The organism is Vibrio sp. 10N.222.54.A3, from assembly GCF_041474095.1.
In the GTDB taxonomy this organism is placed as follows: Bacteria; Pseudomonadota; Gammaproteobacteria; order Enterobacterales; family Vibrionaceae; genus Vibrio; species Vibrio crassostreae_C.
This window is the reverse complement of record NZ_JBFRTN010000066.1, coordinates 1-26,743: the sequence shown is the minus strand read 5'-3', so window position 1 is coordinate 26,743 and position 26,743 is coordinate 1. Positions and strand designations below refer to the sequence as shown.

Sequence of the window (26,743 nt, the reverse complement as noted above, 5' to 3'; positions counted from 1 at the left end):
TAGCATCTAGCATCTAGCAAGAATAGAAAAAACAAAGCCCGAACCTAGGTTCGGGCTTTATCAATTCAATCTGATTATTACTCGTTATCGATCGCTTTCAGCACTTTACATGGATTACCGACTGCAACCACATTGGCTGGGATGTCTTTGGTTACGACACTGCCCGCGCCAATCACGCTGTTTTCGCCAATGGTGACACCGGGGCAGATAATTACACCACCGCCAAGCCAAACATTGTTGCCAACATTAATCGGTGTACCAAACTCAACGCCTTCTTCTACACGGCCTTTCACATCGAGTGGGTGACCTGCAGTCAGGATTTGAACGTTCGGACCAAGCAGCACATTATCGCCAATAGTCACTTCAGCCACATCCAAAATCACGCAGTTAAAGTTAGCGTAGAAGTTCTTGCCTAGCTTAATGTTCGAGCCGTAGTCACAACGAAATGGAGGTTCTAAATGTGTATTTTCACAGTCCGGAATGAGCTCTTGCGTTGCTGCTTCCCATTCAGATGTGCCAGGAATACTGTTATTGAGTTTTTGAAGCACCTTACGACATTCGATACGAGCTGCATAAAGCTCTTTATCCCAAGCCTGATAAGGTTCACCTGCTAGCATTTTTTGTTTTTCTGTTTTCACGTTACTTACCTGTTCTCACATCAATTAGCTATTTTCATATTACTTATCTAGCTTCACATTACTTAACTAATGGTGGTCAATTCATCGACCAAAAACGCAATATCGCACATCTAAATAACAGTGAATAAGGAGTGTTTGAGCTTGGTTTAAGAGATGCGCAGCTCGTCACTTTTTGTAGGTAAAATATGAAATTCGAACAGTGCTAATTTAGCTTCGCTATCGAATCACGTAACACCAAACTACCAGTGGTATTGATGGTGGTCGCTTGCTCTGTTTCACCGACAATTTGCAGGATCGCCTTTTGCGTCATTTGCTCTAATGGCACACTCACAGACGTTAAGCTTGGCGTTAAAAACGCCCCCACTTTGCTGTTATCAAAGCCGACGATCGAAACATCTTGAGGCAATGAGTACCCAAGTTCGGTTAACGCCTTAATCGCACCAATCGCCATATCATCGTTTTCAGACAAGATAGCAGTGAATGTGGTTCTGCTTTTTGCCAAAGCCTGAGCCGCGTGATAACCGCTCTCCATCGTCCAATCACCTTGAACAACGTTGGACTCATCCAACGCAACACCATGTTTAGTTAACACATCTTGATAGGCTTGGTAACGCAGCTCATCGGTCGAAGAACCGGCTTTACCACGAATCACTGCAATATCGGTATGACCCTGCTCGATGATGTGTTCAACCATCAAACAAGCGCTCTGATAATGGTCGGTGGTAATAGCATGATTGGGCTTCGACGGCATTTCTCGGTTGAGTACCAGAATCGGAGTGTCAGTGCTTTCGATGATCTGAGCTATCTCACTTTCGGTTAAACATTGCGGATAGATGATGATGCCCGCGCACTTCATATCCAGCAGGAAATTGATCGCCTTTCTTTCGTCTTCAGCGCTGTGTTTGCCATCGGTGATCACCAATTGGTGATTCGACTTTTCGCTATAAGAAGCCGCGTGATACATCAAGGAAGAGAAGTAAGGGCCATTGAACAACTCATTGGTAATTACAAAGCCGATGAAATTGGTCTTCTTGGTCGCCAATTGCTGAGCCAACAAGTTCGGTCGATAACCTGTTTCTTGAATCGCATCAAATACCTTTTTCACCACATCTGGGCGCACGATGTTCTTGCCATTTAAGACACGAGAAACGGTCGATTTAGATACGCCTGCGCGGTTTGCGACATCAAGCATGGTTACCATTCGCTTCTTTTCCTTTATAAAAAATTAGCCGACATAGGCCGACTAATTCATTGCAAAATGACAGCTCACAGTTCACATAACTGCGCTGGGGAATGCATTCTAAATAGTGGCACCGTTAGATGCAATCACACCTTTATACCACTCGAAAGACTTCTTGCGCTTGCGTTCTAGTGAGCCAGATTGATCGTTGTGCTTATCTACGTAAATGAATCCGTAGCGTTTTTTCATCTCGCCCGTGGTGAACGAAACTAAGTCGATACAGCCCCAAGGGGTGTAACCCATCAAATCAACACCATCAATCGCAACGGCTTTTTTCATCTCTTTGATGTGGTCGCCAAGGTAAGCGATACGGTAGTCGTCATTAATGCTGCCATCTTCTTCAATGGTATCAACAGCGCCAAAACCGTTCTCAACGATGAACAATGGCACTTCATAACGTTCATACAGAGACGCTAAACAGAAACGCAAACCCGTCGGATCAATTGGCCAGCCCCAATCGCTAGACTGGATGAACGGATTATCGACCGAATTTTCATGACCGCCGTCCATCGCTTCTTCTGTAGATTGGTGAGAAGAAGAATCCAAGGTATTCGACATGTAGTAGCTAAAGCCTAAGTAATCAGCCTTACCTTCTTTTAGGATCTGCTCATCTTCGGGCTGCATCTCAATGTTGAAGCCTTTGATTGCCCAGTCACGCGTAGCGTAATTTGGGTAATGACCGCGAACCATCACATCTGAGAAGAAGTAACGGTCACGCATCGCTTGTTGTGCCACCATAATGTCTTCCGGTTTAGAAGAACGAGGATAGAAAGGCACCATCGCACACATTGCGCCGATTTGAAGATCTGGATTGATCTCGTTACCTTTCTTAACCACCAAAGCACTTGCAACAAACTGATGGTGAACCGCTTGATACATCGCCTCTTGCGGCTTTTCGCATTGTGGAAACTTCACGCCTGAGCATAACCAACCGAAAATATCTGCCGAGGTGTTCATCTGGTTGTTGATCTCGTTAAACGTCATCCAGTATTTCACTTTGTGTTGGTATCGTTCCATCACTGCAGTTGAATACTTAACGAAGAAGTCGATCACTTTGCGGTTCATCCAGCCGCCATATTCCTTAGCTAGATGGTAAGGCATTTCAAAGTGGCTCAGTGTTACCACAGGCTGAATGTCGTATTTCAACAGCTCGTCAAACAGATCATCGTAAAACGCTAAACCCGCTTCACACGGTTCAGCTTCATCGCCATTTGGGAAGATACGCGTCCACGCGATACTGGTACGGAAACACTTAAAGCCCATCTCAGCGAATAACTTAATGTCTTCTTTGTAGCGATGGTAGAAATCCACTGCGACTTGGTTAGGATAGTTTTCGCCATCAATCACGCCATCGGTGATTCGACGTTGTACACCATGAGCGCCCGCTGTTAATACATCAACAACACTGACACCTTTACTATTCGCATCCCAGCCGCCTTCTAGTTGATGTGCAGCAACCGCACCACCCCATAAAAAATCGTTCGGAAATTCGTTGTTCATACCATTACTCGCTACAAGTTATTCGTGAAAAAGATCAGGATTAGAGAGCTCATTGCAACTCTGAAACCGATTTCAATAAAAGAAAAGATACAAGTTGAAACCGATTTCAGCAATAGTTAAAAGATCTTTTTTGATCGATCTAAAGACTAATCAACAGTCAGCATTACGATCAATGCTGTTCAAAATACTGATCATGCAGTGATTTGCCGGATAGGTCTTGAGTTCCCGGGTAGAACTGGACGAGTGTCTGATCGGCTAAAGTGAGGTGAATCCAACCCTCTTTGACTTTCAACCAGTTGGTGCCGTTGGTCTCATAGACGGCAGGAAACTTGCCCCAGCCAGACTCTGATACCTGCAGCTCTTGAAATAGGTTAATCGGGGCTAGCTTATTGCTGTCGAAGTTTGCGTCGGCATAGACAGATAAAGGCTCGATGGCATCGTTTGGCTTAAACGTATAACAGCTCACAGAGGCTGAAGTGCGATCAAACCACTGGTAAGGTTGTGCACCGATTAAATCGTAGACCGTGCAATCATTGAATTGAATCGCCCACTCTTGGTGAGCTTTAAAACCGAGGTAACCTATGGGTTGTGATGGTTCAGGCTTTGAGTCCGCCTCCTGCTCATACACCGGTTCTGAGGTAGCACATCCCATAAGCCCAAGACTAAAAAGGAAAGTCACAGCAAGCTTCATCATTGTCATACCTCAGTTCCGTTAGTAGATGAGTAACTCAATTAAGTCTCTACATTAAACGGTAAGTTCCAAACGATTACCATCCGGATCGAGTACACAGCTCTCATAATAGCCATCGCCTGTTCTTCTTGGGCCATCTAAGCGCTCATAGCCGTCTTCGACCAAGTGTTGAGTCAGTTGATCGACCGCCTGTTCCGAACCTAATGATATCGCCATGTGAATGAAGCCTGTGAACTGGTCATAGATGTCGTCTTTCGATTCAGGGACAGAGTCCATTTCCATAATCTCTAAACGACTTCCCGTATCAAACGAGAGGAAGTATGAAGAAAACCCTTTAGTTGGGTTGTGATATTTTGAGTTCAATGTCGCGCCGAAATAATCTTCATAAAATCGCTTCAGTACTTCGAGTTGTTTGGTCCAAATTGCGATGTGTTCAATCTTCATTTTGTTTGCCTAAGTTTGATGTCTAACGCTAGATTACTCATCAAATAAGGATCAATAAACAGAACGAAATTCATCGAAGCTGTTCCTATTTAAGGACTCAAACTTATGTCCATAACTGCACAGTATTGGCATCTATGTTTGTGTAATAGTTATCTTTCCTCCATAGTCGGGTTTTACACATTCTGAGATATAAGCCGTGAACTTTCTAAAATTAATAACTCTCGCTGCGATATGGGGCGGTTCGTTTCTGTTCATGAGAATTGCCGCTAATCCACTGGGCCCAGCGGTGTTGATTGAAGCGCGAGTGCTGTTTGCTGCTATCACTCTATTATTGGTCGCTATCTACTTAAGAAAGAAATTGTCGTTCAATTCACATGCTAAACACTTCTTTATTCTTGGATTGTTCAATACTGCGGTTCCCTTTTTACTTTTCGCTTATGCCGCACAGACACTGAACGCCTCGACACTCGCTATCTTGAACTCGACTGCGCCAATTTGGGCGGCAATCATAGGTGCGATATGGACCAAAACTACACTCGAGGCGCGTGTTCTATTAGGGCTTGGGATTGGGGTAACGGGGGTTGGCGTGTTGGTCGGTTGGGATGCGATGAACATTGGCCGTGAGGCTGTACTTCCTATTTTTGCGGCGGTGATGGCAGCCTTTAGCTACGGAATCGCGTCAAACTATACCAAACAAGCACCTAAAGTTGAGGCATTCAACAATGCTCATGGCAGCATGTGGGCTGCGGTATTGCTGGTTTTGCCGTTTGTATTCTTTATTCCGATGAGAGAAACACCCGACGTTACGATCACTACATCGGTTGTCTTATTAGGCGCGGTATGTACTGGGTTAGCGTATCTACTTTACTTCAATATCGTCTCTGAACTCGGCGCACCTTCAGCCCTGTCCGTGACCTTCATCATTCCGGTATTTGGTATTCTATGGGGTAACTTATTCTTAGATGAAGCAATTGGCATCAATACGATTGTTGGTTCAATTCTAGTTATCACCGGCACCATGTTGGTGACAGGAATGACGCCTTCTAAGATGATAGAGAGCGCCAAACAGAAACGAGCAGCAAGAGCGGCTCGTTAATCAGCCATATATTGCTGAATCTTGTTTCTCAGCCACTGATGAGCAGGGTTCAAATCGGTTCTTTTATGCCAAATCATGTATTGCTGCATCGGTAAGATTTCAAACGGCTGATCAAGGACTTGAAGCTGGAAGGATTCGGAAAATTGATTGGCAAAATCACGCGATGTACTGCCGACACAATCTGAGCCCGATACCAGCACACACATGGTCACCAAAGAATCGCACTCTGCACTCACCTTTCTTTGCTTTAATGGTGATTTAGTAAAGTACTCCGCCGTATATAAACGAGTTCGGCGCATTCTAAAAGTAACGTGCTTTTCATCGTAATACTGATCTTGCGTCACAGAGCCATTGATTCTGGGGTGTCCTTTTCGAGCAATTAGCACCAATTCATCCTCAATCATCGGCTGCTTCATGTAGCCGTTAACTTGCGGGTAATGGATATCAATCGCTAAATCAGCTTGTTGCATGCTCAAGCCTTGCAATAATTCTTCTTCGTTGTTCGGCACCATATTGAATTCAATCGAGATATTGCCCAACGTCTCATCTTGCTCGACGAGAGGTTGAAGCTTGGTTAATCCAATCTCATTCACCAGGATACGAAACACATGATGCTGCTGATTATCAAATGTCTTTAAAGTGCTTACTGCGCTGCTTATCCCTTCTAGAGCAGGCTCTACTCGGTCTGCCAATTGCACCGCAGCGTTAGTCGGAATAATCCCACGCCCTTCACGAATAAACAGGTCGGTATCAAGCTGAGATTGCAATCGCTTCAATGCCCCACTAACCCCAGGCTGAGTCATACCAAGCGATTCTGATGCAAGCGTGATCGACTTTAATCGATACACTTCTAAGAACACGCTCAATAGATTTAAATCCAACTTTTCCACGTCGCTCACCGTTACTCTCCCTGTCAATGTGGTCTTAATCAATCATAGGTCAGGATTCGTCTTCGTCGCCCAACCATTGCATGATTCAATACATAGCCAATCGTGATGTATTAAATAAAGCTTACTTTATTTTTTGCTATATGTCTTATTCCTATAATCGCCTCAACGAAACAAAATTCTGAAATGAAGAGGCTCTTATGACGACTTCTCGCACGTTCAAAAATGCATCACTGTTCCTGGCTATCTCGCTCGCATTCCCGGCAATTGCAGCTAACCATGACCACGCACACTTCAGCGAAATTGGCGACCAAGGTGGCAAAAGCGCAACCGAGATGACGACTAAGGCAAACCAAGAGTTCGCAAAAACACTTAACTTTGCCGACACTCGCGCTTTCGACAATAACAACAAGGGTCTAATTGCTAGCTTCGACCAAGAGACGGGCGACATCATTCGCAATAGCTTTAACTTTATCGACCCAAGTGTGACGAATGCAGACCAAGCACCAGATTCAGTAAACCCTTCACTGTGGCGCCAAGCGGTATTGAACCAAGCAGCAGAAGGCTTATATGAAGTTGTTCCGGGTAAAGTTTACCAAGTTCGAGGCGCGGATTTAGCGTCTATCTCTTTCATTCGTAGTGACAACGGTTGGATCGCTTATGACGTACTTCTTACCAAAGAAGCGGCCGCTAAATCTCTAAAATTCTTCAAAAACAATGTGCCTGATGGCGGCGAACTGCCAGTCGTAGCAATGATTTACTCTCACTCGCACGCTGATCACTTTGGTGGCGCAAGAGCAATCAAAGACGCATACCCAGATGTAAAAGTGTACGGTTCGAAAAACATTACTAAAGAGATCGTCGACGAAAACGTATTGGCGGGTAATGCAATGTCTCGTCGTACCGCTTATCAATATGGCGCAACGCTGAACCGACATGAACACGGTATTGTGGATGCAGCACTGTCGAAAGGCCTATCAACTGGTAGCATTACTTACGTACTGCCAGACTACGAGCTGAACCATAACGAAGAGATTGAAACTCTGGTTATCGACGGCCTAGAAATGCAATTCATGGATGCTTCAGGTACCGAAGCGGCCTCTGAAATGGTGACGTATATTCCGAGCATGAAAGCACTTTGGACTGGCGAACTGACCTACCAAGGCATGCACAACCTGTACACGCTGCGTGGCGCTAAAGTACGTGACGGCTTGAAATGGTCTAAGAAGATCAACGAAATGTTAGTCACTTGGGGCGAAGAAACAGAAGTACTGTTTGCGTCTCACTCAGCCCCAATCTGGGGTGAACAAGAGATTTCTGATTACCTAAAAATGCAGCGTGATGCTTACGGTTTTACTCATAACCAAACGCTTCGTTTAGCCAATAACGGTGTGGTTCTACAAGACATCGGTGACGAGATTTACAAGGTAATGCCAGACAGCATTCAACAGTCTTGGCACACCAATGGTTACCACGGTACTTACTCTCACAACGCTCGCGCTGTGTACAACATGTATCTTGGTTACTTCGACATGAACCCAGCTAACCTTAATCCATTACCAATCGAGCCAGAATCGGTGAAGTTTGTTGAATACATGGGCGGCAGCGATGCTGTGATTGAAAAAGCGCAGCAAGATTTCCAAGAAGGTGAATACCGCTTCGTTGCAACAGCACTGAATAAGGTGATTCAAGCTGAGCCAGAGAACAAAGTTGCACGTGGCTTATTGGCAGATACATACGAGCAGTTGGGTTATCAATCAGAAGGTGCAGGTTGGAGAAACATCTACCTAACCGGCGCTCAAGAGCTTCGTATTGGCACACAACCGGGCGCACCGAAAACTGCATCTCCGGATGTGTTAGCGAACATGACGATTGAAAACCTACTCGATTACTTAGCCGTAAAAGTGGATTCGCTAAAAGCACAAGAAACACCATTTACATTGAATATTCAGTTGCCTGATGTAAAAGAGTTCTACTACGTTGAGATGTCTAACGGCAACCTGAACAACATCCAAGTATCAGAGCTGCAAGATGCGGATACGACACTGATCATCAATAAGTCTGACGTGTCTGACATCGTGCTTAAGAAAACAAGCCTTGGAAAACTGTTAGAAGACAGACAAGCAGGCGTGAAAGGTGATAAGACATCACTTAACAAACTGCTGTCTTCACTGACAGAAGCTGACACCTCTTTTGAGATTGTACCGCGCCCAAGTAAAGGCGAAGAAGTTGATGCAGAGCTATACCAAGATTCAGCGGTACACGCTCATTAAACGCCAGATACACTAAATAAAAACAACAGCAGTTAGCTAGAAAAACGTTCTATAAAGAACATAAAAACAAGCCCCTACCTTTTGGTCGGGGCTTTCTTATTTGTTATCAATGAGTGCTTCTTGAACGCTACTCTTACTGAAGCTGATAGCTACTCAGCTTGACCGTTTACGTCGCAATCCCAATAAGAAGGTGAACCATAATATTGAACAAAGTAATCGATAAATACGCGCACCTTTGGTGCAAGTAACTGAGCACTCGGGTATACCGCCCAGATAGCCGCCTCATCCTTTAAAGGGTAATCCGGCAACACCTCAACCAGCGAACCTTCCGCGAGCTGCTTGTATGCTATCCAACTCGCGCACATGGCAATGCCCAAGCCATCGACACATACATCCCTTACCGCTTCACCGTGATCAACACGAATCGCACCTTTCTTCTTGATGGTGACATCGCCTTCTGGTGTATCGAACGTCCAACCTTCTAAGCCGGTTTGATTGATGCATTGATGTTGCTTGAGGTCTTCTGGTGTTTTCGGATAGCCATGAACTGCCAGATATTCTGGCGACGCACACAGAATACGCTTATCAGTAGAGAGCTTACGAGCGATCAGGCTTGAGTTTTGTAGCTCCGCATTACGAATCGCTACATCAAAGCCACCATCGACCAGATCGACGATTGAGTCACTGAGTGAAATGTCCACCGACAGATCTGGATACTTAGCCAAAAACCCTTTTAGCGCTGGCATAACATGCATCCGACCAAACGAAGAAGGTGCAGATATTCGCAACACCCCTTTGGGTAATTCATTACCGGTTCCGACAGAGGCAACACCCGCTTCGACACTCAAAAGGATTTGCTTGGCGTGAGGAAGAAACGCCATGCCTTCTTCGGTCAGAGAGACCTTCCGTGTGGTGCGATGCACAAGACGTGCACCTAGGCTCTCTTCGAGCTTTCCGATATGAATACTGGCTACCGGAGGTGACAACCCAAGCTCTTGTCCTGCTTGACTTATATTGTGCGTAGACGCGAGTCGCACAAACAATTTCAGATGTTCAATATTCATCAATAATGGCTAGCCTGCGCTGAGTACACGCTGCTTACTGGCCGCAGCGGCACGAGGGATAATGTGAGTTTTAATATAGGCATTAAGCTTAAACCATGCAAAAGCGCCCGCTAAAACATTGGCGACGGTCGCAGCAATAACCGCATTGATCATGTCTCCAGTTATCGAGCCGAGCCATAAAGCAGGAATGTAGAAAACAAACAAGCGTAAGAAAGAGACATTCAAAGCTTTACGAGGCACACCCAAGGCATTAAAGACCGAAGCAACCAACATGCAAAGCCCAAGCGGGCCATAGCTGAACGGTATAAATAACAAGGTCACTTCAAACCAGCTGCGTATGCTTTGTTCTTCCGAGATAACAGGAATAATCCAGCCACTAAACAGCGCCAACAATGTTGCCATCACGGTGTGGAAAACCAATAAGAACTTCGCTGTTGTATTCAATAGCTCAGGGATTTTGCATCGCTGCTGCGCCCCTAGGTAACGACCAATCATAGGCGGGATAGACATGGTCAGAGCAAGAGAAAACACCAGCATAAAACTTTCAACACGGGCAAGTAAGCTCCAAAAAGCCATCTCATCGGTTCCGATTCTCGCAATCAAAAGCATTGAGAAGAATGCGCTGACCGCAGGTAATATCTGATTCGCAGTGGTTGGCATTACCGTCTTGAATAGCTCAAAACTGTAGCCTTTGATTTGGTTACGGCACGCGCCATTGAAGCCAAACCAACCCTTGCCGCGAGACTTAATTAACATGTAGATTGCGCCGAATGCATAGCCAATGCTCGATGCGATCGCTGCACCTGCGATGCCCATATCCAATCCAAAGATCAGAATAGGGTCGAGTATCAGGTTAATCACACTGGCAGCTAAGAACATGCTGCCGGTTGTTTTGGTATCGCCATTGGCACGATAAACGCAGGTGGCCAGATAAAGCACTGCCACCATCAATGCACTGAACAGCCACAGTGGCCAGTACACATTAAAAATCGACAGCATGGATTGGTATTGAGCGTCAGAGACATCATTCACAAACGACGCAAAAACAGAATCGCTAAAAACAATCAGGCCTAAGCAGATTAAGGCTATTACCACCACACCAAACCCGGCCGACAACGTGGCAATTGAGGTGGCCTTACGTTGCTCTTTTGCCCCTACAGCTTGAGAAATAATGGACGTTGCCGCCACACCGATGCCCACTTGAACCCCGGTAAACGCCGCTTGGAATGGCAAGGTGATACCGTGAACCGCCAACTCATTCACCCCTAGCTGACCGATAAAGATCGAATCGACCAATTGCACCATCATGATCGCAAACACACCCAGTGTCAGTGGCAGTGTTTTCTCAATAATGGTTTTCAAAGTCGCGGATCTCATCTGCATAAGTCGGTTCACTCTTGTCTGTACCTTAGGGCTAATTACCTAGTTGAGCAGTATACGAAGCTAAATGAAAAGGATAAGAGCGCCAGACAAGGAATGAGTTTTTAGATTTCGTTGACAATCGAATTAGCAAGATACCTTCAACGTTAAAATATCCATCTAAGACACTGAATAAATTGAAATTACAAAACCCGCCAAAACTCTTAATAATTCGTTAATAGTGTTTCGTTTAATTGTTAATTGTTGGTTCGAACATTCCTCGCTAGCCTGAATTTAGGTCGCATTCACACTGAATAGGCTGAAATGAAATCTCTCAGAAGGAATATGGAAATGGCATATCAAGGTTATACAACGTTTAAAGCTCAAGCCGAGGATGGAATTCTTACCGTCACTTTTGACTTCGGTACTGTGAATGTTCAAGGGCAAGAGATGCTTGCCGACCTCAATGGTTTAGCAATGAGACTAGAGCGCGATCGTGACATCAAGGTCGTGGTATTTCAGTCAGCAAACCCTGAAGTTTGGGTCTGCCACTACGACACTAATCTATTAAAAGACATGTCGACAGAAGCCGTTTCTCGTGAAGAAGCGAAGTTACTCGACCTGCAAGTGGTGCTAGAAAGAATCAGCAAACTGCCACAAGCCACCATTGCCAAGCTTGAAGGGTTCGCTCGAGGTGGAGGCCACGAATTTGCACTGGCGTGTGACATGCGATTCGCGGCTCGCGGTAAATACAAATTCATGCAAATGGAAGTGGGTATGGGCATCCTTCCTTGTGGTGGCGGCGCATCACGTATGGCACGCCAAGTCGGCTTAGGTCGCGCACTCGAAATCGTCCTAAGTGCACGTGACTTTGATGCTGACGAAGCCGAAGCATACGGCACCATCAACAAGGCACTAGAGCCGGATGAAATTGGCGAATATGTTGATACTCTAGCCAAACGAATCTCAAAATTCCCTGCCGAATCGATCAATGCATGTAAGCAAGCGGTGTACGAGTCTATCGACAAACCGATCGACGAAGCACTCAAAGCGGAAGCTTATTGGTTGTATCAAGCTACGAGCAAAACCCCTGCGGTTAAGCGCTTCCAAATTGCCGATGAGCAAGGCCTAGAGCACGATATGGAAAACCAACGTAACTGGGAAACTCTGGTTATGAACGTTCAAGACATCAAATAACTCGGTCACTTCTCTTAATTTGGGTCAGTCACAAACTGACCCATTGTCTTACTTAATCGTTAAACGCCAACGGTTAACCACCAAGTGTTAAAATGGTCATTATTTGCCCCATAGACTCACATTTGAGTCTTCAGCTTGTGAGCCAAATGCAACTATGTGTCATTAATCTTTGTTATAACGTTGTTCAAACTATTTTTTGAAGGACGGAATATGCAAAAAATAATTCTGATCACAGGTGCCACGGATGGCATTGGTTTAGAGACCGCAAAAGCACTAACGCAGCAAGGGCACAATGTTCTAATTCATGGCCGCAACCCAGCTAAGGTCAATAAAGTCGTGACCGCTCTGTCTCGCCTGTCTAAGAATGCAATCATCGAAAGCTACATCGCAGACCTATCGACGCTCTCTGAAGTTGAGGCGCTCGCAACCCAAATCAAAAGCGATCACAAACGACTCGATATACTCATTAACAACGCAGGTGTGTATAAGGTGTCGGACATCACCACTCCAGACAATCTTGATGTACGTTTTGTCGTAAACACCATTGCGCCGTATCTCCTGACACAAAAGCTGCTTCCTCTTTTTGATGCGACAGGTCGTATCGTCAATCTATCTTCAGCAGCCCAAGCACCCGTCGATTTAGAGGCATTAATCAGCCCGAGTGCGGGTGAACTTGATGGTCCGGTTTACGCGCAAAGTAAGCTGGCGCTAACGATGTGGTCCATCGAATTAGCCAATACTCTTTTAGACAAAGGCACCGCAATTATCCCTGTAAACCCAGCCTCTTTCCTTGGCAGTAAATTAGTAAAAGATGCTTATGGCGTTGATGGAAACGACCTAGCGATTGGAGCCGATATTCTTTGTCGTGCTGCGCTCAGTGATGAGTTTGCCAACGCTTCTGGTCAATATTTTGATAATGATTCTGGGTTGTTCAAAGACCCGCACGCCGACGCATTAGACAACACTAAGAACCACAAGCTGGTGACAGTGCTTAATCAATTACTCGAAGAAAAGCTGTGCGTTACGCACTGATCATTCATTAGTAAAAAACGACCACTAAAACTCCCCCCCACCACCACACACACAATCCAAGCCGCAGTTCTATCTATACAGACAAAGAACTGCGCGCTCTTTCGATTATTAAGATTTCTTTAATACTGATTCCCCGCTTTGCCCAATTATCACCCAAGATGCAGATTGCTAAACTTGCCCCCGTCGAAACAACACAGGCTACGGCCGAGGAGCATTTATGCGTTTTGAAGGTAAAGTTTATCGTCCTTGGATGGAAGCAGAGAGCGTACTCATCCAGACAACATTGGGGTGCAGTAATAACCAATGTACCTTCTGCACGATGTTTGATGATAAGCGTTTCAAAGTAAGAGATATCAAAGACATTTTTGAAGATATTGATGCGGCGAGAAAGATCTACCCGCATGTTGAATCTATCTTTTTAGTCGATGGTAACGTGATGGCGATTAGAACCGAGATGCTGATTTCGATTCTGGATTACATCAAGATCACCTTCCCAGAGATCAAGAACATTTCTCTGTATTCAGGGTTCAATGACTTCCGTCGTAAGAGCTTGTCTGAATTAAAAGAGATTAAGTCGGCAGGTTTAAGCATGGCCTATTCAGGTTTGGAGTCAGGTGACCCAATTGTGCTTGAACGCATTCAAAAGCGCATGACGCGTGAGCACGCAATTGAGGGCATGAACCTAGCCCGTGAAGCAGACATCAAGGTGCTAGCTTCATTTATCTTTGGCCTTGGCGGCAAAGAACGTTCTGTAGAGCATGCGATTAATACCACCAGCTTGCTGAACATCATGCAGCCAGATGCGATTGCACCGATGGCTTTAGCCGTTCAACCGGGATCGGTGTTAGAAAAAGAAGTAAACCGTGGCGAGTTTGTTTTACCAACGCCATTGCAGATTCTGGAAGAAGAAAAATACTTGCTCGAAAACCTAGAAGATTTCGATTGCTACTACTGGGGTGACCACGGCAATAACATCTCACCAATGCGTGGCATGTTGCCTCAGGCTCGTAAGCCGTTTCTTGATAAGATAAATCAAGACATCGCGCATAACCCAATCACTAAGCAAAACGTCATTAAAACCTTTGCTTGGTAACGAGTAACCTCTACATCGTTTGAAGCAGCCACAAAAAGGGCCAGTGTCAGCTGGCCCTTTCATTTTCTAGCTATGTATCTCTATCGAACTATCTGGAGCCGACCGCTCGGACTAATTCTGCGATTCCATCCCAATCACCCTTGTCCATTTTGTCTGTCGGTACCATCCAAGTTCCACCGCAGGCAACGACTGATTTCAGTGCTAAGTAAGACTCAACGTTCGCTGGGCTTACACCGCCTGTAGGCATAAAGTTAACCGGGTAAACAGCCGTCAACGCTTTCAACATTGCGACACCGCCAGATGGCTCGGCAGGGAAGAACTTTAGTGTCTTAAGCCCCATTTCCATTGCTTGTTCAACCAAGCTTGGGTTACTCACTCCAGGAACAATCGTAACCCCTCTTTGCTGACAGTATTTGACTGTGGTTGGATTCAAACCTGGGCTGACAATGAAATCAACACCCGCATTAATGGCAGTATCCACCTGCTCTGTAGTCAGCACAGTACCTGCGCCAATCAGTAACTCAGGGTAAGCTTCACGCATCAAACGAATCGACTCAGCTGCCGCTTCTGTACGAAATGTCACTTCAGCACAAGGCAAGCCATTTTCAACCAGTACTTTCGCAAGCGGCACAGCCTGAGCAACGTCATTAATGGCGATCACCGGAACGATGCGAATATCTCTGAGTCGCTGTTCAATTGTTTTCATTGTTCATTTCTCTCATTATCAAACAGACAAATTAAGCCAAGTCGCTGCCGTTGCTTGCGATCACTTTTTTGTACCAGTGGAATGACTTTTTAGGAATACGATTTAACGTACCATTGCCTAGGTTGTCTCTGTCCACGTAGATAAACCCATAGCGCTTGCTCATCTCTCCGGTCGACGCCGCAACAAGATCGATACAACCCCAAGGTGTGTAACCCATCAATGGTACACCGTCTTCCATTGCTTCATGCATCGCAACAATGTGCTGACGAAGGTAATCAATGCGGTAATCATCGCTCACTTCTCCATTGTCATCCAAGGTATCACGAGCACCTAAGCCATTTTCTACCAAGAAAAGTGGTTTCTGGTAACGGTCATAGAGTGTGTTCATCGTAATTCGAAGACCTGTAGGGTCAATGACCCAGCCCCAATCACTTGCTGGAAGATGAGGGTTTTTGATGGACTTAACGACGTTCGCTGCACTCGTATTTCCTGCATTCATATCAGCGGAAGCACAGCGTGAAGCGTAATAACTGAAAGAAATGAAATCGACAGTATTTTTCAGAACCTCGAAATCTTCTTCTTGTGTTTCAAGCACCACACCTTTGTTATCAAACACTTTTTGAGCATAAGATGGGTAGTAACCACGCGATTGAACATCGATAAAGAACAGGTTCTCGCGGTCTTTTTCCATCGCCATCAGCACATCTTCTGGCTTACATGAATATGGATAGAAGTTACCGCCCGCCAGCATACAACCCACTTGGTTTTGCTCATCAACTTCATGGGCTATCTTGGTTACCAAAGCGCTTGCTACTAGCTCATGGTGAGCTGCTTGGTACTTCACTTGATCGTGATTTTCGCCTTCCTGAAACAACAATCCAGCACCAGAAAACGGGCTCGCTAGTAAAATATTGATTTCGTTGAAAGTTAACCAGTATTTCACCAAGCCTTTGTAGTTTTCGAAACAGGTTCTCGCGTAACGGCTAAAGAACTCAATCATCTTACGATTACGCCACGAACCATACTCGTTGACCAAGTGCATAGGCACATCGAAATGGCACAAGGTAACGAGCGGCTCAATACCGTATTTCTTACACTCTTCAAAAACATCACGGTAAAAATCTAAGCCAGCTTGGTTCGGCTCTAGCTCGTCACCTTTTGGAAAGATTCGGCTCCAAGCGATGGATACGCGGAAGGCTTTAAATCCCATCTCTGCCAGCAAGGCGATGTCTTCTTTGTAACGGTGATAAAAGTCTATCGCGTTATGGCTTGGGTAGAACTCGTCTTCGCTGAGCGTCACCTTATCAACCTGACCAAGCTTAATTGGCATGCGGTTCTCACCATAAGGGATCATATCTACGGTTGTTAGGCCTTTACCACCCGCTAAGTGAGCGCCTTCAGACTGGTTTGCAGCAATAGCGCCGCCCCATAAGAAATCTTCGGGAAATTGAATGTTTGACATCGAATACCTCGGAAACAATAAAAGTCACCTTACGATGAAGTAAGGTGACTGAATAAATTAATCAATTCTAATTAAGACGCGGACACTACTGTCGGCTTGTCTTCTGCCTTACCAGCTTCTTTGTTTGCTGACTCTGAAGTTGCTTTCTCATCGGCATCATCTTCTGGAACATCTTCAAAGCCTAAAACTAGGGTTAGAACAAATGACAGAACAATAGACAATGCGATCAGACCGAACACCCAAACGATACTCATTGGGTCATTCACATCGAAGAACTGAACACTCGTAAACAAGCTTGGTGCTGCCATCGAGTGACTCGCAAGGCCACCCATGCCCGCTAATGCACCTACGATAAAACCAGTAATCATTGTTGCGATAAGTGGACGTTTCAGACGAACAAGCACGCCGTACAATGCAGGCTCAGAGATACCGGCGAAGATAGCTGAAGCACCTGCGGCTAATGATGTCTGCTTTAGTGCGCTGTTTTTGGTTTTGTAAGCAACAGCCAGACACGCACCACCCATACCGAGGTTGGCACCGATTTCTGAAGGCATAACCATACCTTCACGACCCGTCTCAGCAATGGTTTGAATAATCGTTGGAGTAAATACACGGTGCATACCAGTAAGAACAAGTAGAGGCCACAGTGCGCCCATGATAGCAACCGACAACCAACCTAATGTGTCATGAATTGTGTAAACAAGCGCTGAAAGTGCAGTACCAACCCAAATACCAAATGGACCGATAAGTACGATAGCAACCGGAGCTGCAATCAATACGATAAGCATAGGTTTCAGGAAGTTTTTAGTCACAGCAGGGGTAATGCTATCTACCCAACGTTCTATGTAAGAAAGAGCCCAAGTCATCACAAGTACAGGAATAACCGTGTAGGTGTATTTCACTGACGTGATTGGGATACCGAAGAAATCAACGTGCTTGCCTTCTGCTGCTTGCGCCATCAATTCCATAAAGTTCGGGTGGATTAAGACACCGGCAATCGCAATGGAAAGAGACATATTGGTCTTGAATTTGATCGATGCGGAAGCGGCAACCATAACCGGTAGGAAGAAGAAGGCGCCATCGCCAATCGCTTTCAAGATAATCAAGGTAGGTGCATTTGGCTCAACCCAGCCCAGCATCTCAAGTACCATGGCGAGCAGTTTGACCATTGAAGCGCCAATGATTGCTGGGATAAGAGGCGACATGGTACCAACCAGTGCGTCCAACATTTTCGCACCAATTGACTTAGCCGTTAGCTTCTCTTTTTTAGCAGGAACCTCTGACTCAGATACAGTGGATAGCTCACAAAGCGCCATCACTTCTTTGTATGCATACGATACCTCGTTACCAATGATAACTTGTACTTTGTCTCCATTATCAACAACACCCATCACACCTTTCAGTGCTTTTAGCTTGTTAATATCGACGCCATCTTGGCTGTGTAAAACGAATCGTAGTCGAGTCATACAGTGTGTTAGGGCAGCCACATTTGTCTTGCCCCCAAGATGCTCAACAACAGATTTCGCAATTGCGCGGTAATCGTTGGCCATTTTATCCCCCAAAGATCTCTTTCCAGTGATTTTTAAACGCGAATATAGTGAGATGTGACTAATTTTCCGTCAGTAGGATGCAAAAACAATCACAATTGTTGTTTTGTGTCCTTCATCACACTTCCTTAAGTTACCGGTAACATGTTACCGGTAACGCTTATAAGATAAAGCCATATTTACAAGCGATGTTCAAAATTGAGATCACGCGCAAATTTGTTAAGAGGATTGAGTTATGGCTGGTAGTAGTGTCATCGTCATGGGTGTCAGTGCTTGTGGGAAAAGCACGATAGGCGAGCAGTTGGCAAAAAAACTTGGGCGTAAGTTCATTGATGGTGACGACCTTCATCCTCGAGCAAACATTCAAAAAATGGCGTCAGGCCAACCTCTTAATGATGATGATCGCATTCCATGGCTGGAACGCGTTCGTGATGCAGCGTACAGCCTAGAAAGTAAAAATGAGCACGGCATTATTGTGTGTTCTGCGTTGAAGAAGAAGTACCGCGACCAAATTCGCGAAGGGAACAAAAACCTCACCTTTCTCTTTTTAGATGGCAACATTGACCTGATCTTGCATCGAATGCGTCAGCGCCAAGGCCACTTCATGAAAGAGAACATGATTAAAAGCCAGTTCGAAACATTAGAAAGACCCGATCACGAGCCAGATACGGTTGTCATCAGCATTGATGGCGGTATTGATGACGTTGTGGACTGTGCTGCGATTGTGCTTTCAATGACTGATGAGGCAGAAACAGCATGACCCTTCCAACCATCCAAGCGGTGACTCAACGATTAATTGAACGAAGCAAAGAGACTCATGAAGCGTTTCTAAACCGAACCCAACACCAAGCCTCTGCTGGCAAAGGTGGTAAAGGGCTTTCTTGCGGCAACTTGGCTCATGCTGTCGCAGCTTCTTGCTCCGATGAGAAACGCTCGATTCTTGATCTCACTAAATCCAATGTGGCGTTAATCAGCTCTTACAACGATATGTTAAGCGCTCACCAGCCGTATCAACACTATCCAGATCAGATCAAAAAGGCGTTAGCTAAGTTCGGCCACACCTCTCAAGTAGCAGGCTGTGTTCCTGCGATGTGCGACGGGGTAACTCAAGGGCAACCAGGCATGGATATGTCTTTGTTTTCAAGGGACTTGATTGCTCAATCGACCGCTCTTTCACTGAGTCACAACGTGTTTGATTCAACCCTATTACTTGGTATTTGCGACAAGATAGCTCCAGGACTACTGATGGGCGCGCTCTCTTTTGCGCATCTACCAACTGCCTTTGTTCCGGCAGGCTTGATGGCAACGGGCATCAGCAATGATGAGAAAGTACACATTCGCCAAGAGTACGCGGCTGGCAAGGTAGGAAAAAGTGCCTTACTGGATATGGAGTGCAACGCTTATCACTCAGCGGGCACCTGCACTTTTTACGGCACAGCCAATACCAATCAGCTGGTATTTGAAGCGATGGGGCTGATGCTTCCGGGCTCAGCGTTTATTCATCCTGACTCTAAATTGCGCGCATCACTCACTCAGCATGCCGCCATTGAAATTGCTTCAATGACACCACAAGCCGCAAACTTCCGCCCGCTTTCTGAAGTCTTTACCGCTAAAAGCTTAATCAATGGCATTGTTGCCCTACTCGCATCAGGTGGCAGCACTAACCACAGCATTCACATGGTCGCAGTAGCACGCGCAGCAGGATTTATTCTGACTTGGCAAGACATCAGCGATCTATCCGATGTAGTGCCTTTACTTGCTCGAGTTTATCCCAACGGCCCAGCAGATATGAATGCGTTCCAAACGGCAGGAGGAGTTCCCGCGCTGCTACGCCGTTTAGATCAAGCCAACTTACTGCACCGAGATGTCACACCTACCTTTGGCTCGTTTGAAGATCAAATGAGTATTCCAGAGCTTGAAAATGGAAAGCTAACGTGGAAAAAGTGCAAACAGTCGGCAGATGCAGAGGTAATTGCAGGCCAAGAACAGGTATTCCAAAGTACAGGCGGAACGCGAGTCCTTTCAGGGAACCTTGGCAACGCAGTGATTAAAGTGTCAGCGGTTGCAGAAGAGCAACGTGTAATAGAAGCACCTGCGGTAGTTTTTGATTGCCAACATAAGGTAGAAGCTGCGTATCAACGAGGTGAGCTCAACAAAGATTGCATTGTTGTGGTGATAAATAATGGACCAGCTGCGAACGGTATGCCTGAACTGCATAAGCTCATGCCGATTCTAGGTAATGTTCAGAAACAAGGGTTTAAAGTGGCTCTGGTTACTGATGGGCGCCTTTCTGGAGCCTCAGGAAAGATCCCATCCGCGATTCATGTCTCACCAGAGGCTATTCGAGGCGGAGCCATTGGGCTTGTTCGCGAAGGCGATATCCTGCGCTTAGATTGCGCGAGTGGCGAACTCAATAACCTCAACGACATGCAATCTCGCCAAGCGAAGGTATTTGAGGCAGACGCCAACCAGCAAACCATGGGGCGCAACCTATTTAGCGTGATGCGCCAAAGCGTTTCGAGTGCAGAACAAGGGGCGAGTTTTATCGTCTAGCTGTGTCATTACTTAAATGTAAAAGCAAAAGGGGCATCATTTCGATGCCCCTTTCAGTTTCCACCATACTTGGTTAAACGCTTTCGCCATCAGTGATGCGATAGCCCATATCCACTACCGTTTCCGTAACTGGCTCACCTTTCAATCGGGCAAGCAGTAGCTCGGCACTTTTCTTACCTATTTCATAACGTGGCGTATCCACGCTAGTCAGTTTTGGGCGTATGGTTTGACCGATATCTAACGCGTTATAGCCCACCACAGATAACTGTTGCGGCACTTGGATTCCACGTTGCTGGGCAATGAGCAAGGTACCTATCGCGATGTCATCATTGGTGCAGAACACGCCATCTAGGTCTGGGTAATCCGCAAGAGCGCGATCAAGCAGATCTTCAGCCAAAGAGAAGTTAGAGTGCTGTTCAGTCAACACGTGTTTAGGCTCTAATCCAGCCTCATACATCGCTTTGTCATAGCCTTGCAAACGCAACTTGGTTCGCGCATCCAATCGAGCGCCAAAGTAAGCAATAGAGCGTTTACCAGCTTCAATCATTCGCTTCACGACATGGTAAGAAGCATCAATATGGTCCAAGCCAACAACCATATCGATCGGATTGGTTGGGAGTTCCATCGTTTCAACAACAGAAACACCTGAATTCTTGATCATCTGTAACGTGCGGGGGGTGTGGTGGCTTTCCGTCAATATCAACCCATCAACTTGATACGAAAGCAGCGAAGCAATCTTTTCCTCTTCTTCCACAGCATCATAGCTAAAGTGAGCAAGCAACGTCTCGTAGCCATTCTCTTTAGTAACCGTTTCGATACCTTGAACAAACGCGGCAAAGATTTGGTTTGATAACGAAGGGAGCAAGATACCGATCGCTTTACTCGACGATTTAGAGAGCATAGCTGGCGCTTTGTTTTCGATGTATCCCATCTCTTCAATAACCGCTGCAATTTTAACGCGAGTTTTGGCTGCGACTGAATCGGGATTGCGCATGTAACGAGAGACGGTCATCTTTGTGACCCCCACTTTGTCTGCAACATCTTGAAGTGTGGTTCGAGTTTTCTTCTGCTGTTCTGTCATAACTATTTGAACTCTTTATTATGTTACAAGTAACATTATAAAGTTCTCACCGCCTTAAGTTCAACCCATTCGTTGTCATCGACACATAGTATTGAAATCGTTCTACCATCGGCAAATTAGTTTGGCGTTAACGAAAGGTTGGTATCACGCATGCTTGATGAAAGCTTGGCTTAACTGCCGAAAGAGTGAGTCTACGTTGGGTAGAGTTGTCAGATGTGCGGACAACGGAGTATGAACTTGCGCGTCCACCACGGTTGGATGTCCACAAACTTGATTATAAAAATTTACGGGTGCAACGATGTTCTCTAGGTCGACATCCAACAAGATACAAGCTTGCGAAAGTACGATTTGGCCGCCCCCTTGTTTAAGCAAAACACGCTGCGCCGTGCCCACTATTTTTTGTTTATTGATATTGAGGTTGTAGTCACCATCACAATAAGAACCGGGAGTCGCGTGTACATCCACATCGATGCCCAGTTCTTTAAAAAACAGGGTTAAGACATTGCACAGATGTAGATACGCTTTTTGGATGTTGTAGGCTTCATCACGAGGCCAATGGTAAATGTGCGATAAGTTAATGATCCCCGGCAGTTGGGGAACGGGAGCGCCGCCTGTTTTACGTAAGGTGAGTTGCCAACCTTGTGCCGCGAGTTGTTTTCTAGACTCTACGGTCACAGGCCACTTTTTACCTGCGGGCAAAACAAGTGTCGGCGCTTTTGCTTGCCACAACATTAAGGCTTGCCCAATCTCACCCGCCTGAATTTGCTGCAATAATTCAGCTTCTTTTTCAAACGCACGATCAACATCAATGTGCGGGTAACGTACGAGTTTATTGGTTAACTTCAATGCACTTTCCTCTACAGATAGTGGTGACCTACCATTTAACGTTCTGCAATGGTTGATGAGATATGGGACTATGTGCGATGAAACATAGCACCAAAAGTTAGTTATTGGCGCCATAGTAGCTTGTCAGTTGCCCATCTCAAAGGTGAGTGCTAACATTTGTACACACACCAATAAAGGAATACATCATGGACACTAGAATTCAATTTCGTGTTGATGAAGAAACAAAACGCCTAGCTCAACAGATGGCTGAGAGCCAAGGTCGCACACTGAGTGGTGCTTGCCGTGAGCTTACTGAGCAACTCGCTGAGCAACAAAGACAGACATTATCTCACGATGCATGGCTAACTGAACAAGTAAACCTAGCATTTGAGAAGTTTGACTCAGGAGAATCCGTTTTCGTTGAACACCAAACTGCTAAATCTCGAATGGAAGAACGCAAAGCCAGAATACGTAATCGAGGTAAGCAATGATTTTATGGGAAGAAGAATCACTCAATGATCGTGAAAGGATCTTTGAGTTTATCTATGACTTCAACCCTGATGCGGCAGAAAACGCTGACAACCTCATTGAAACAAAAGTAGAAAACTTGCTTGAGCAGCCTCTAATGGGTGTACAGAGAGACGGCATTCGTGGGCGATTACTTATAATTCCTGAGATTTCAATGATCGTCTCCTATTGGATCGAAGGCGACATTATCCGAATTATGCGCGTACTCCACCAGAAACAAAAGTTCCCAATGGATTGATTACTTCCTCTGGGCAACTAGCCCAATTAAGGGGTGAACAACGCCTCCACCCAACCTAAAGCATTGTGCCATAAACACTAAATTTGAAGTAGAAGCAAAAATGCCAAGCGTTGGGAATCCCTCTTAAATTGATTGTTATAACACAATTGCTACACGTCACTTTCCGTTAGTATCTGACGACAATTTCGTACTGTGAGGACGCGAATTTCATGGCTAAGGCTATATATGATGCGATAGTGACCAAACAAAATTTCACGGTAATTGGTATGAGGCAGCTCAGGAACCATTCGCCCCATGTCAGGCATACTTGAGAGTAAATCAGTTTTATCAAAAACCTCATTAACCCAGTTTTCTGCCGCCACTGGATTATCCAGTGAAATAAACTCGGCTGCATCACCTAACTTTTGTAATGCTAGTGGTGACCAGACTACTTTCATTTCTTAATGCGCCCCAATACTTGAGCACGAGCGTCTTCATTGGAAACACCTAAACCTGAAGCTAATTGTGCTTCAGCAGTACGCATTTCTTCCAGTAACTCGATCTTCTCTTGCATTGCTTCATATTCTGCAACATCAAGGACAACCGCAACACCCTTACCACGTTGTGTGATAACTAGTGGTCTGCGAGTTTCGTTAATCTGTTTAATAAATGACGTCACGCCAGCACGAAATTCAGACAAAGGCTGAATATCTTGATCAAAATGGATGCGGCTCATGTTGAACTCTCTGTGGTACAATTTAATGTACAAATAATAGTTCAAATAGCAATTTTGAGCAATAGCCTGATTTTGTGTTATAGCCCTGTTAAGGTGTGAGCAACGCAATACCGATGCCGCCGCATACCACCTTAACCACTAAACACAACGCATAGTAAAAATGCCAAGCGTTGCGAATCACTCTTAAACAGTTTGTATGGATAATAAGCACTCCAATCGGGTAATGTGAGACCCAGGCTTTAGCTGCAACTAAAGCTTTCTATGTAGTAGTTCGTTTAAACGCTGGCTCCTCTATCGAGAGACCGATAACAAACATGAACGCTACATAGGACTTCAAGCATAAACCTCGAATAGTCGACTGGGTCTCGAACCCGCATTACGCAAGCATGAGTTAGCTTATTATGAATACCAAAATCAATCAAAGCATCAACGTTGGAGTTGATACCGGCAAAACACAATTAGACATCCACATCAGGCCACTAGACCTATTTTTCTCAGTAGAGAACAATGATAAAGGCATCAAAAAAGCACTCAAAACGATTAAGAGTCACAGTCCTGAACGAATCGTTATTGAAGCAACAGGCCGATTAGAAATGCCTTTTGTTCTTGCATGTGCAGAGGCTCAATTACCTATTGTCAGAGCAAACCCTGTCCACATAAAACGGTTCGCTGGTGCTATTGGCCGCAGAGCCAAAAATGATCGTTTAGATGCAGAATTGATTGCTCACTATGGAGAAGCAATCAAACCAGCTCTTACTGTCATAAAGCCAAAAAACATACGCCTAATGAGTGACTTAGTCATTCGCCGAAACCAGTTGTTATCCATGCAAACCATGGAAAAGAACCGAATCCAGATACTTCCCGCTTCTCTCCATCCGACTATCAAACCGATGCTAACCACGATAAAAAATCAAATCACCAAGTTAGAAGAAAAGCTCGTTAAACTCATTGAAGATAGCCCTGAATATCAGGCTAAAAACACAATATTGCAGAGCGTCCCTGGAATAGGAAACATTGCCGCTGCATCAATAATTAGCAACGTACCAGAACTTGGCTACATCACAAATAAACAAGCGGCATCACTAATTGGTGTCGCTCCAATAACACGCGAAAGTGGGCGCTACAAAGGTAAGCGCGTGATCCAAGGCGGTCGAGCGCAAGTACGCACAGTGTTATATATGGCAATGATGTCAGCCATGCAATGTAACCCCGTATTCAAAGCAACTTATGCTCGACTTGTAGCTGCCGGAAAGCCTAAGAAAGTCGCAATAATCGCGTGTGTTCGAAAGATGGTTGTGACTCTTAACTCTATGCTGAGAGATGGCGCCATGTGGGATGAAAACACTGCCAAAAATTAATCATTGACGCCATAGTCGTTTGTTAGCTTATGGTGTACGTATAACTTATAGGAACAAGTTTACTTTCACTAAGCTTCCATGGAGATTTGATTACGACTTCACCCGAGTTTTTCTTGGTGCGCTTTTTATTCATTTCAATCGAGTGAACTAAGAACAGAACCATTTGATCACCATATTTCTTGCTCATTTCGACTTCGTTTTTGGTGAGGATGATTTTTTCCCCTAACGTTTGTGTTCCTTTAACTTCGATGAACAGCTTTTCCTTACCTTTAATTGCGATGTAATCATATGGCTTATTGAGCGAGGTGTCAGTTACCGCATACCCTTTAGCAATGAAATGCTCTTTACACATATCCATCGCATGCTGTTCAATCAGTCGTTTAGTAACAATATTAGATTGAAATCCTTGACCTCCGCCCATAAAAGCTGAATGCTCAATCTCCTCATGAATTTCGTCCTCAAATGAATCAATCTTTCCACCCTCATATGTATTTACATATTCGATTGCGTCATCGATCCATGAGTTAAGTTCAGAACTTTCCTTTTTCTTGAACTTGTTATCATAAGTATAGAAAGCGTTAGCTTGCCCAGGATTTCCTGCTTTTACTCCCTCAATACCATGCCCCATCAGATATCTTCTTTTGGACATCGAAAGTAATACCGCATCACTCTTTTCTGCAACGATGTTATAGCCGAAATTATCTCTTTGAGGTTGATTTTCCGGACGCAAAATCTCTTTATGGACTATAGCGTTTTTATACCAACCGATAACTACCTGCCCAGTACCAACTGGATTTTTGGCAAAGAAAACTACCAACACATCTTCAACTTGATCAGTTTCAGTTTTTGGATCTATACGCTTCAGGTTTAAGTGATAAGGTTCTTTCATATGAGGCTGGAAGTAACCATATAATTTCCCATCAACTTCTTTGAAGTTGTATGCTTCGTGACCTAATTCGTCAACATTATAGCTACCACCACCAATAGGTCGTTCATCACCTTTTTGAGGACCTTGATAAAACTTCATGTGCCCAATACGAGCAAATAATACTTTCATTTTAGCTTCCTAAGTTGATGAATAAGCTAACGCCCTGTTAAGGTGTGAGCAACGCAATACCGAAGCTCCCGCATACCACCTTAAACACTAAAACCAACGCATAAAAAAATGCCACGCGTTGCGAATCACTCTTGAACAGTTTGTTGAACGAAGCCGCTA

At 45.1% G+C, this 26,743-nt stretch carries 26 protein-coding genes; 10 read left to right on the top strand and 16 right to left on the bottom strand.

What is annotated here, in order from left to right; translation table 11 throughout:
• Window positions 1-77: 77 nt before the first annotated feature.
• From AB4507_RS14795 to AB4507_RS14775, 5 genes are all read right to left on the bottom strand, one after another.
• On the bottom strand, window positions 78-638 hold the full coding sequence (locus AB4507_RS14795; RefSeq protein ID WP_372182886.1) for a sugar O-acetyltransferase: 561 nt from the start codon (window positions 636-638) through the stop codon (window positions 78-80).
• Between the two features lie 202 nt (window positions 639-840).
• Entirely contained in the window at window positions 841-1,839 is a 999-nt protein-coding gene (locus tag AB4507_RS14790; RefSeq protein WP_017064029.1) for a LacI family DNA-binding transcriptional regulator, read from the bottom strand.
• A 99-nt stretch (window positions 1,840-1,938) separates the two neighbouring features.
• Window positions 1,939-3,378 (bottom strand): 6-phospho-beta-glucosidase, encoded by a 1,440-nt coding sequence (locus AB4507_RS14785; RefSeq protein ID WP_372182885.1) that lies wholly within the window; start codon window positions 3,376-3,378, stop codon window positions 1,939-1,941.
• 169 nt (window positions 3,379-3,547) lie between these two features.
• Window positions 3,548-4,072 (bottom strand): hypothetical protein, encoded by a 525-nt coding sequence (locus AB4507_RS14780; protein ID WP_136977973.1) that lies wholly within the window; start codon window positions 4,070-4,072, stop codon window positions 3,548-3,550.
• Window positions 4,073-4,123: 51 nt separating this feature from the next.
• Window positions 4,124-4,513: a VOC family protein gene (locus AB4507_RS14775; RefSeq protein ID WP_017064032.1), complete on the bottom strand. Its 390-nt coding sequence runs from the start codon at window positions 4,511-4,513 to the stop codon at window positions 4,124-4,126.
• Window positions 4,514-4,709: 196 nt separating this feature from the next.
• On the opposite strand from AB4507_RS14775, the gene AB4507_RS14770 reads away from it, so the two are divergent.
• The gene (locus AB4507_RS14770) at window positions 4,710-5,609 is read left to right on the top strand and encodes a DMT family transporter (RefSeq protein WP_372182884.1); all 900 of its coding nucleotides are present in this window, start codon (window positions 4,710-4,712) and stop codon (window positions 5,607-5,609) included.
• On the opposite strand, the gene AB4507_RS14765 is transcribed toward AB4507_RS14770, so the two are convergent.
• The gene (locus AB4507_RS14765) at window positions 5,606-6,508 is read right to left on the bottom strand and encodes a LysR family transcriptional regulator (protein ID WP_137002226.1); all 903 of its coding nucleotides are present in this window, start codon (window positions 6,506-6,508) and stop codon (window positions 5,606-5,608) included. The two genes, AB4507_RS14770 and AB4507_RS14765, sit on opposite strands and share 4 nt — an antisense overlap.
• Before the next feature lie 188 nt (window positions 6,509-6,696).
• On the opposite strand from AB4507_RS14765, the gene AB4507_RS14760 reads away from it, so the two are divergent.
• Window positions 6,697-8,769 (top strand): alkyl/aryl-sulfatase, encoded by a 2,073-nt coding sequence (locus tag AB4507_RS14760; RefSeq protein WP_372182883.1) that lies wholly within the window; start codon window positions 6,697-6,699, stop codon window positions 8,767-8,769.
• Window positions 8,770-8,918: 149 nt separating this feature from the next.
• On the opposite strand, the gene AB4507_RS14755 is transcribed toward AB4507_RS14760, so the two are convergent.
• Together AB4507_RS14755 and AB4507_RS14750 are read right to left on the bottom strand one after the other, a co-directional pair.
• On the bottom strand, window positions 8,919-9,833 hold the full coding sequence (locus AB4507_RS14755; RefSeq protein WP_372082904.1) for a LysR family transcriptional regulator: 915 nt from the start codon (window positions 9,831-9,833) through the stop codon (window positions 8,919-8,921).
• Window positions 9,834-9,842: 9 nt separating this feature from the next.
• A complete protein-coding gene (locus AB4507_RS14750) occupies window positions 9,843-11,216 on the bottom strand; it encodes an MATE family efflux transporter (protein WP_372074160.1) in 1,374 nt (457 codons plus the stop codon).
• 327 nt (window positions 11,217-11,543) lie between these two features.
• Here AB4507_RS14750 and AB4507_RS14745 point away from each other — a divergent pair, with 327 nt between their 5' ends.
• The 3 genes from AB4507_RS14745 to AB4507_RS14735 all read left to right on the top strand — a co-directional run bounded on the left by AB4507_RS14745 (window position 11,544) and on the right by AB4507_RS14735 (window position 14,514).
• Window positions 11,544-12,389: an enoyl-CoA hydratase/isomerase family protein gene (locus tag AB4507_RS14745; protein ID WP_004732302.1), complete on the top strand. Its 846-nt coding sequence runs from the start codon at window positions 11,544-11,546 to the stop codon at window positions 12,387-12,389.
• A gap of 210 nt (window positions 12,390-12,599) precedes the next feature.
• On the top strand, window positions 12,600-13,421 hold the full coding sequence (locus AB4507_RS14740; RefSeq protein WP_372182882.1) for an SDR family NAD(P)-dependent oxidoreductase: 822 nt from the start codon (window positions 12,600-12,602) through the stop codon (window positions 13,419-13,421).
• Window positions 13,422-13,638: 217 nt separating this feature from the next.
• A complete protein-coding gene (locus AB4507_RS14735) occupies window positions 13,639-14,514 on the top strand; it encodes a radical SAM protein (RefSeq protein ID WP_017087617.1) in 876 nt (291 codons plus the stop codon).
• An 88-nt stretch (window positions 14,515-14,602) separates the two neighbouring features.
• On the opposite strand, the gene AB4507_RS14730 is transcribed toward AB4507_RS14735, so the two are convergent.
• The 3 genes from AB4507_RS14730 to ascF all read right to left on the bottom strand — a co-directional run bounded on the left by AB4507_RS14730 (window position 14,603) and on the right by ascF (window position 18,232).
• The gene (locus tag AB4507_RS14730) at window positions 14,603-15,220 is read right to left on the bottom strand and encodes a bifunctional 4-hydroxy-2-oxoglutarate aldolase/2-dehydro-3-deoxy-phosphogluconate aldolase (RefSeq protein ID WP_065583747.1); all 618 of its coding nucleotides are present in this window, start codon (window positions 15,218-15,220) and stop codon (window positions 14,603-14,605) included.
• 31 nt (window positions 15,221-15,251) lie between these two features.
• Window positions 15,252-16,682: a 6-phospho-beta-glucosidase gene (gene ascB, locus AB4507_RS14725; protein ID WP_372182881.1), complete on the bottom strand. Its 1,431-nt coding sequence runs from the start codon at window positions 16,680-16,682 to the stop codon at window positions 15,252-15,254.
• A 71-nt stretch (window positions 16,683-16,753) separates the two neighbouring features.
• Complete coding sequence (ascF, locus tag AB4507_RS14720; RefSeq protein WP_017064040.1) at window positions 16,754-18,232, bottom strand: PTS cellobiose/arbutin/salicin transporter subunit IIBC; 1,479 nt, start codon at window positions 18,230-18,232, stop codon at window positions 16,754-16,756.
• A 232-nt stretch (window positions 18,233-18,464) separates the two neighbouring features.
• On the opposite strand from ascF, the gene AB4507_RS14715 reads away from it, so the two are divergent.
• Both AB4507_RS14715 and edd read left to right on the top strand, forming a co-directional pair.
• Entirely contained in the window at window positions 18,465-18,989 is a 525-nt protein-coding gene (locus AB4507_RS14715) for a gluconokinase (RefSeq protein ID WP_017072143.1), read from the top strand.
• On the top strand, window positions 18,986-20,782 hold the full coding sequence (gene edd, locus AB4507_RS14710; protein WP_372182880.1) for a phosphogluconate dehydratase: 1,797 nt from the start codon (window positions 18,986-18,988) through the stop codon (window positions 20,780-20,782). The genes AB4507_RS14715 and edd overlap by 4 nt, the downstream gene beginning before the upstream one ends.
• A gap of 73 nt (window positions 20,783-20,855) precedes the next feature.
• Here the strand turns inward: edd and AB4507_RS14705 are convergent, their stop codons facing one another.
• A complete protein-coding gene (locus tag AB4507_RS14705) occupies window positions 20,856-21,863 on the bottom strand; it encodes a LacI family DNA-binding transcriptional regulator (RefSeq protein WP_017059450.1) in 1,008 nt (335 codons plus the stop codon).
• Window positions 21,864-22,007: 144 nt separating this feature from the next.
• Window positions 22,008-22,709, bottom strand: coding sequence for a biotin/lipoate A/B protein ligase family protein (locus AB4507_RS14700; protein WP_372182879.1), 702 nt, complete (start codon window positions 22,707-22,709; stop codon window positions 22,008-22,010).
• Window positions 22,710-22,894: 185 nt separating this feature from the next.
• On the opposite strand from AB4507_RS14700, the gene AB4507_RS14695 reads away from it, so the two are divergent.
• Window positions 22,895-23,179, top strand: coding sequence for a hypothetical protein (locus AB4507_RS14695; RefSeq protein WP_017059448.1), 285 nt, complete (start codon window positions 22,895-22,897; stop codon window positions 23,177-23,179).
• Window positions 23,176-23,454, top strand: coding sequence for a type II toxin-antitoxin system mRNA interferase toxin, RelE/StbE family (locus AB4507_RS14690; RefSeq protein ID WP_017059447.1), 279 nt, complete (start codon window positions 23,176-23,178; stop codon window positions 23,452-23,454). Before AB4507_RS14695 ends, AB4507_RS14690 begins: the two co-directional genes overlap by 4 nt.
• 149 nt (window positions 23,455-23,603) lie before the next feature.
• Here AB4507_RS14690 and AB4507_RS14685 read toward each other — a convergent pair whose 3' ends face one another.
• Window positions 23,604-23,891 carry a type II toxin-antitoxin system RelE/ParE family toxin gene (locus AB4507_RS14685; RefSeq protein WP_017064044.1) on the bottom strand — a complete coding sequence of 96 codons (288 nt, stop codon included), beginning with the start codon at window positions 23,889-23,891 and terminating at the stop codon, window positions 23,604-23,606.
• A complete protein-coding gene (locus AB4507_RS14680; protein ID WP_011080399.1) occupies window positions 23,888-24,169 on the bottom strand; it encodes a type II toxin-antitoxin system Phd/YefM family antitoxin in 282 nt (93 codons plus the stop codon). Before AB4507_RS14680 ends, AB4507_RS14685 begins: the two co-directional genes overlap by 4 nt.
• 401 nt (window positions 24,170-24,570) lie before the next feature.
• Between AB4507_RS14680 and AB4507_RS14675 the strand changes: the two genes are divergently transcribed.
• Window positions 24,571-25,527, top strand: coding sequence for an IS110 family transposase (locus AB4507_RS14675; RefSeq protein WP_017064050.1), 957 nt, complete (start codon window positions 24,571-24,573; stop codon window positions 25,525-25,527).
• Between the two features lie 22 nt (window positions 25,528-25,549).
• Here AB4507_RS14675 and AB4507_RS14670 read toward each other — a convergent pair whose 3' ends face one another.
• The gene (locus AB4507_RS14670) at window positions 25,550-26,584 is read right to left on the bottom strand and encodes a DUF3883 domain-containing protein (RefSeq protein WP_372182878.1); all 1,035 of its coding nucleotides are present in this window, start codon (window positions 26,582-26,584) and stop codon (window positions 25,550-25,552) included.
• Window positions 26,585-26,743 lie beyond the last annotated feature (159 nt).

Coding starts and splice junctions, on each gene's coding strand:
- AB4507_RS14790 (WP_017064029.1), bottom strand. CDS start 1,839: ATGGTAACCATGCTTGATGTCGCAAACCGCGCAGGCGTATCTAAATCG.
- AB4507_RS14785 (WP_372182885.1), bottom strand. CDS start 3,378: ATGAACAACGAATTTCCGAACGATTTTTTATGGGGTGGTGCGGTTGCT.
- AB4507_RS14780 (WP_136977973.1), bottom strand. CDS start 4,072: ATGATGAAGCTTGCTGTGACTTTCCTTTTTAGTCTTGGGCTTATGGGA.
- AB4507_RS14775 (WP_017064032.1), bottom strand. CDS start 4,513: ATGAAGATTGAACACATCGCAATTTGGACCAAACAACTCGAAGTACTG.
- AB4507_RS14760 (WP_372182883.1), top strand. CDS start 6,697: ATGACGACTTCTCGCACGTTCAAAAATGCATCACTGTTCCTGGCTATC.
- AB4507_RS14755 (WP_372082904.1), bottom strand. CDS start 9,833: ATGAATATTGAACATCTGAAATTGTTTGTGCGACTCGCGTCTACGCAC.
- AB4507_RS14750 (WP_372074160.1), bottom strand. CDS start 11,216: ATGCAGATGAGATCCGCGACTTTGAAAACCATTATTGAGAAAACACTG.
- AB4507_RS14745 (WP_004732302.1), top strand. CDS start 11,544: ATGGCATATCAAGGTTATACAACGTTTAAAGCTCAAGCCGAGGATGGA.
- AB4507_RS14740 (WP_372182882.1), top strand. CDS start 12,600: ATGCAAAAAATAATTCTGATCACAGGTGCCACGGATGGCATTGGTTTA.
- AB4507_RS14735 (WP_017087617.1), top strand. CDS start 13,639: ATGCGTTTTGAAGGTAAAGTTTATCGTCCTTGGATGGAAGCAGAGAGC.
- AB4507_RS14730 (WP_065583747.1), bottom strand. CDS start 15,220: ATGAAAACAATTGAACAGCGACTCAGAGATATTCGCATCGTTCCGGTG.
- ascB (WP_372182881.1), bottom strand. CDS start 16,682: ATGTCAAACATTCAATTTCCCGAAGATTTCTTATGGGGCGGCGCTATT.
- ascF (WP_017064040.1), bottom strand. CDS start 18,232: ATGGCCAACGATTACCGCGCAATTGCGAAATCTGTTGTTGAGCATCTT.
- AB4507_RS14715 (WP_017072143.1), top strand. CDS start 18,465: ATGGCTGGTAGTAGTGTCATCGTCATGGGTGTCAGTGCTTGTGGGAAA.
- edd (WP_372182880.1), top strand. CDS start 18,986: ATGACCCTTCCAACCATCCAAGCGGTGACTCAACGATTAATTGAACGA.
- AB4507_RS14705 (WP_017059450.1), bottom strand. CDS start 21,863: ATGACAGAACAGCAGAAGAAAACTCGAACCACACTTCAAGATGTTGCA.
- AB4507_RS14695 (WP_017059448.1), top strand. CDS start 22,895: ATGGACACTAGAATTCAATTTCGTGTTGATGAAGAAACAAAACGCCTA.
- AB4507_RS14690 (WP_017059447.1), top strand. CDS start 23,176: ATGATTTTATGGGAAGAAGAATCACTCAATGATCGTGAAAGGATCTTT.
- AB4507_RS14685 (WP_017064044.1), bottom strand. CDS start 23,891: ATGAAAGTAGTCTGGTCACCACTAGCATTACAAAAGTTAGGTGATGCA.
- AB4507_RS14680 (WP_011080399.1), bottom strand. CDS start 24,169: ATGAGCCGCATCCATTTTGATCAAGATATTCAGCCTTTGTCTGAATTT.
- AB4507_RS14675 (WP_017064050.1), top strand. CDS start 24,571: ATGAATACCAAAATCAATCAAAGCATCAACGTTGGAGTTGATACCGGC.
- AB4507_RS14670 (WP_372182878.1), bottom strand. CDS start 26,584: ATGAAAGTATTATTTGCTCGTATTGGGCACATGAAGTTTTATCAAGGT.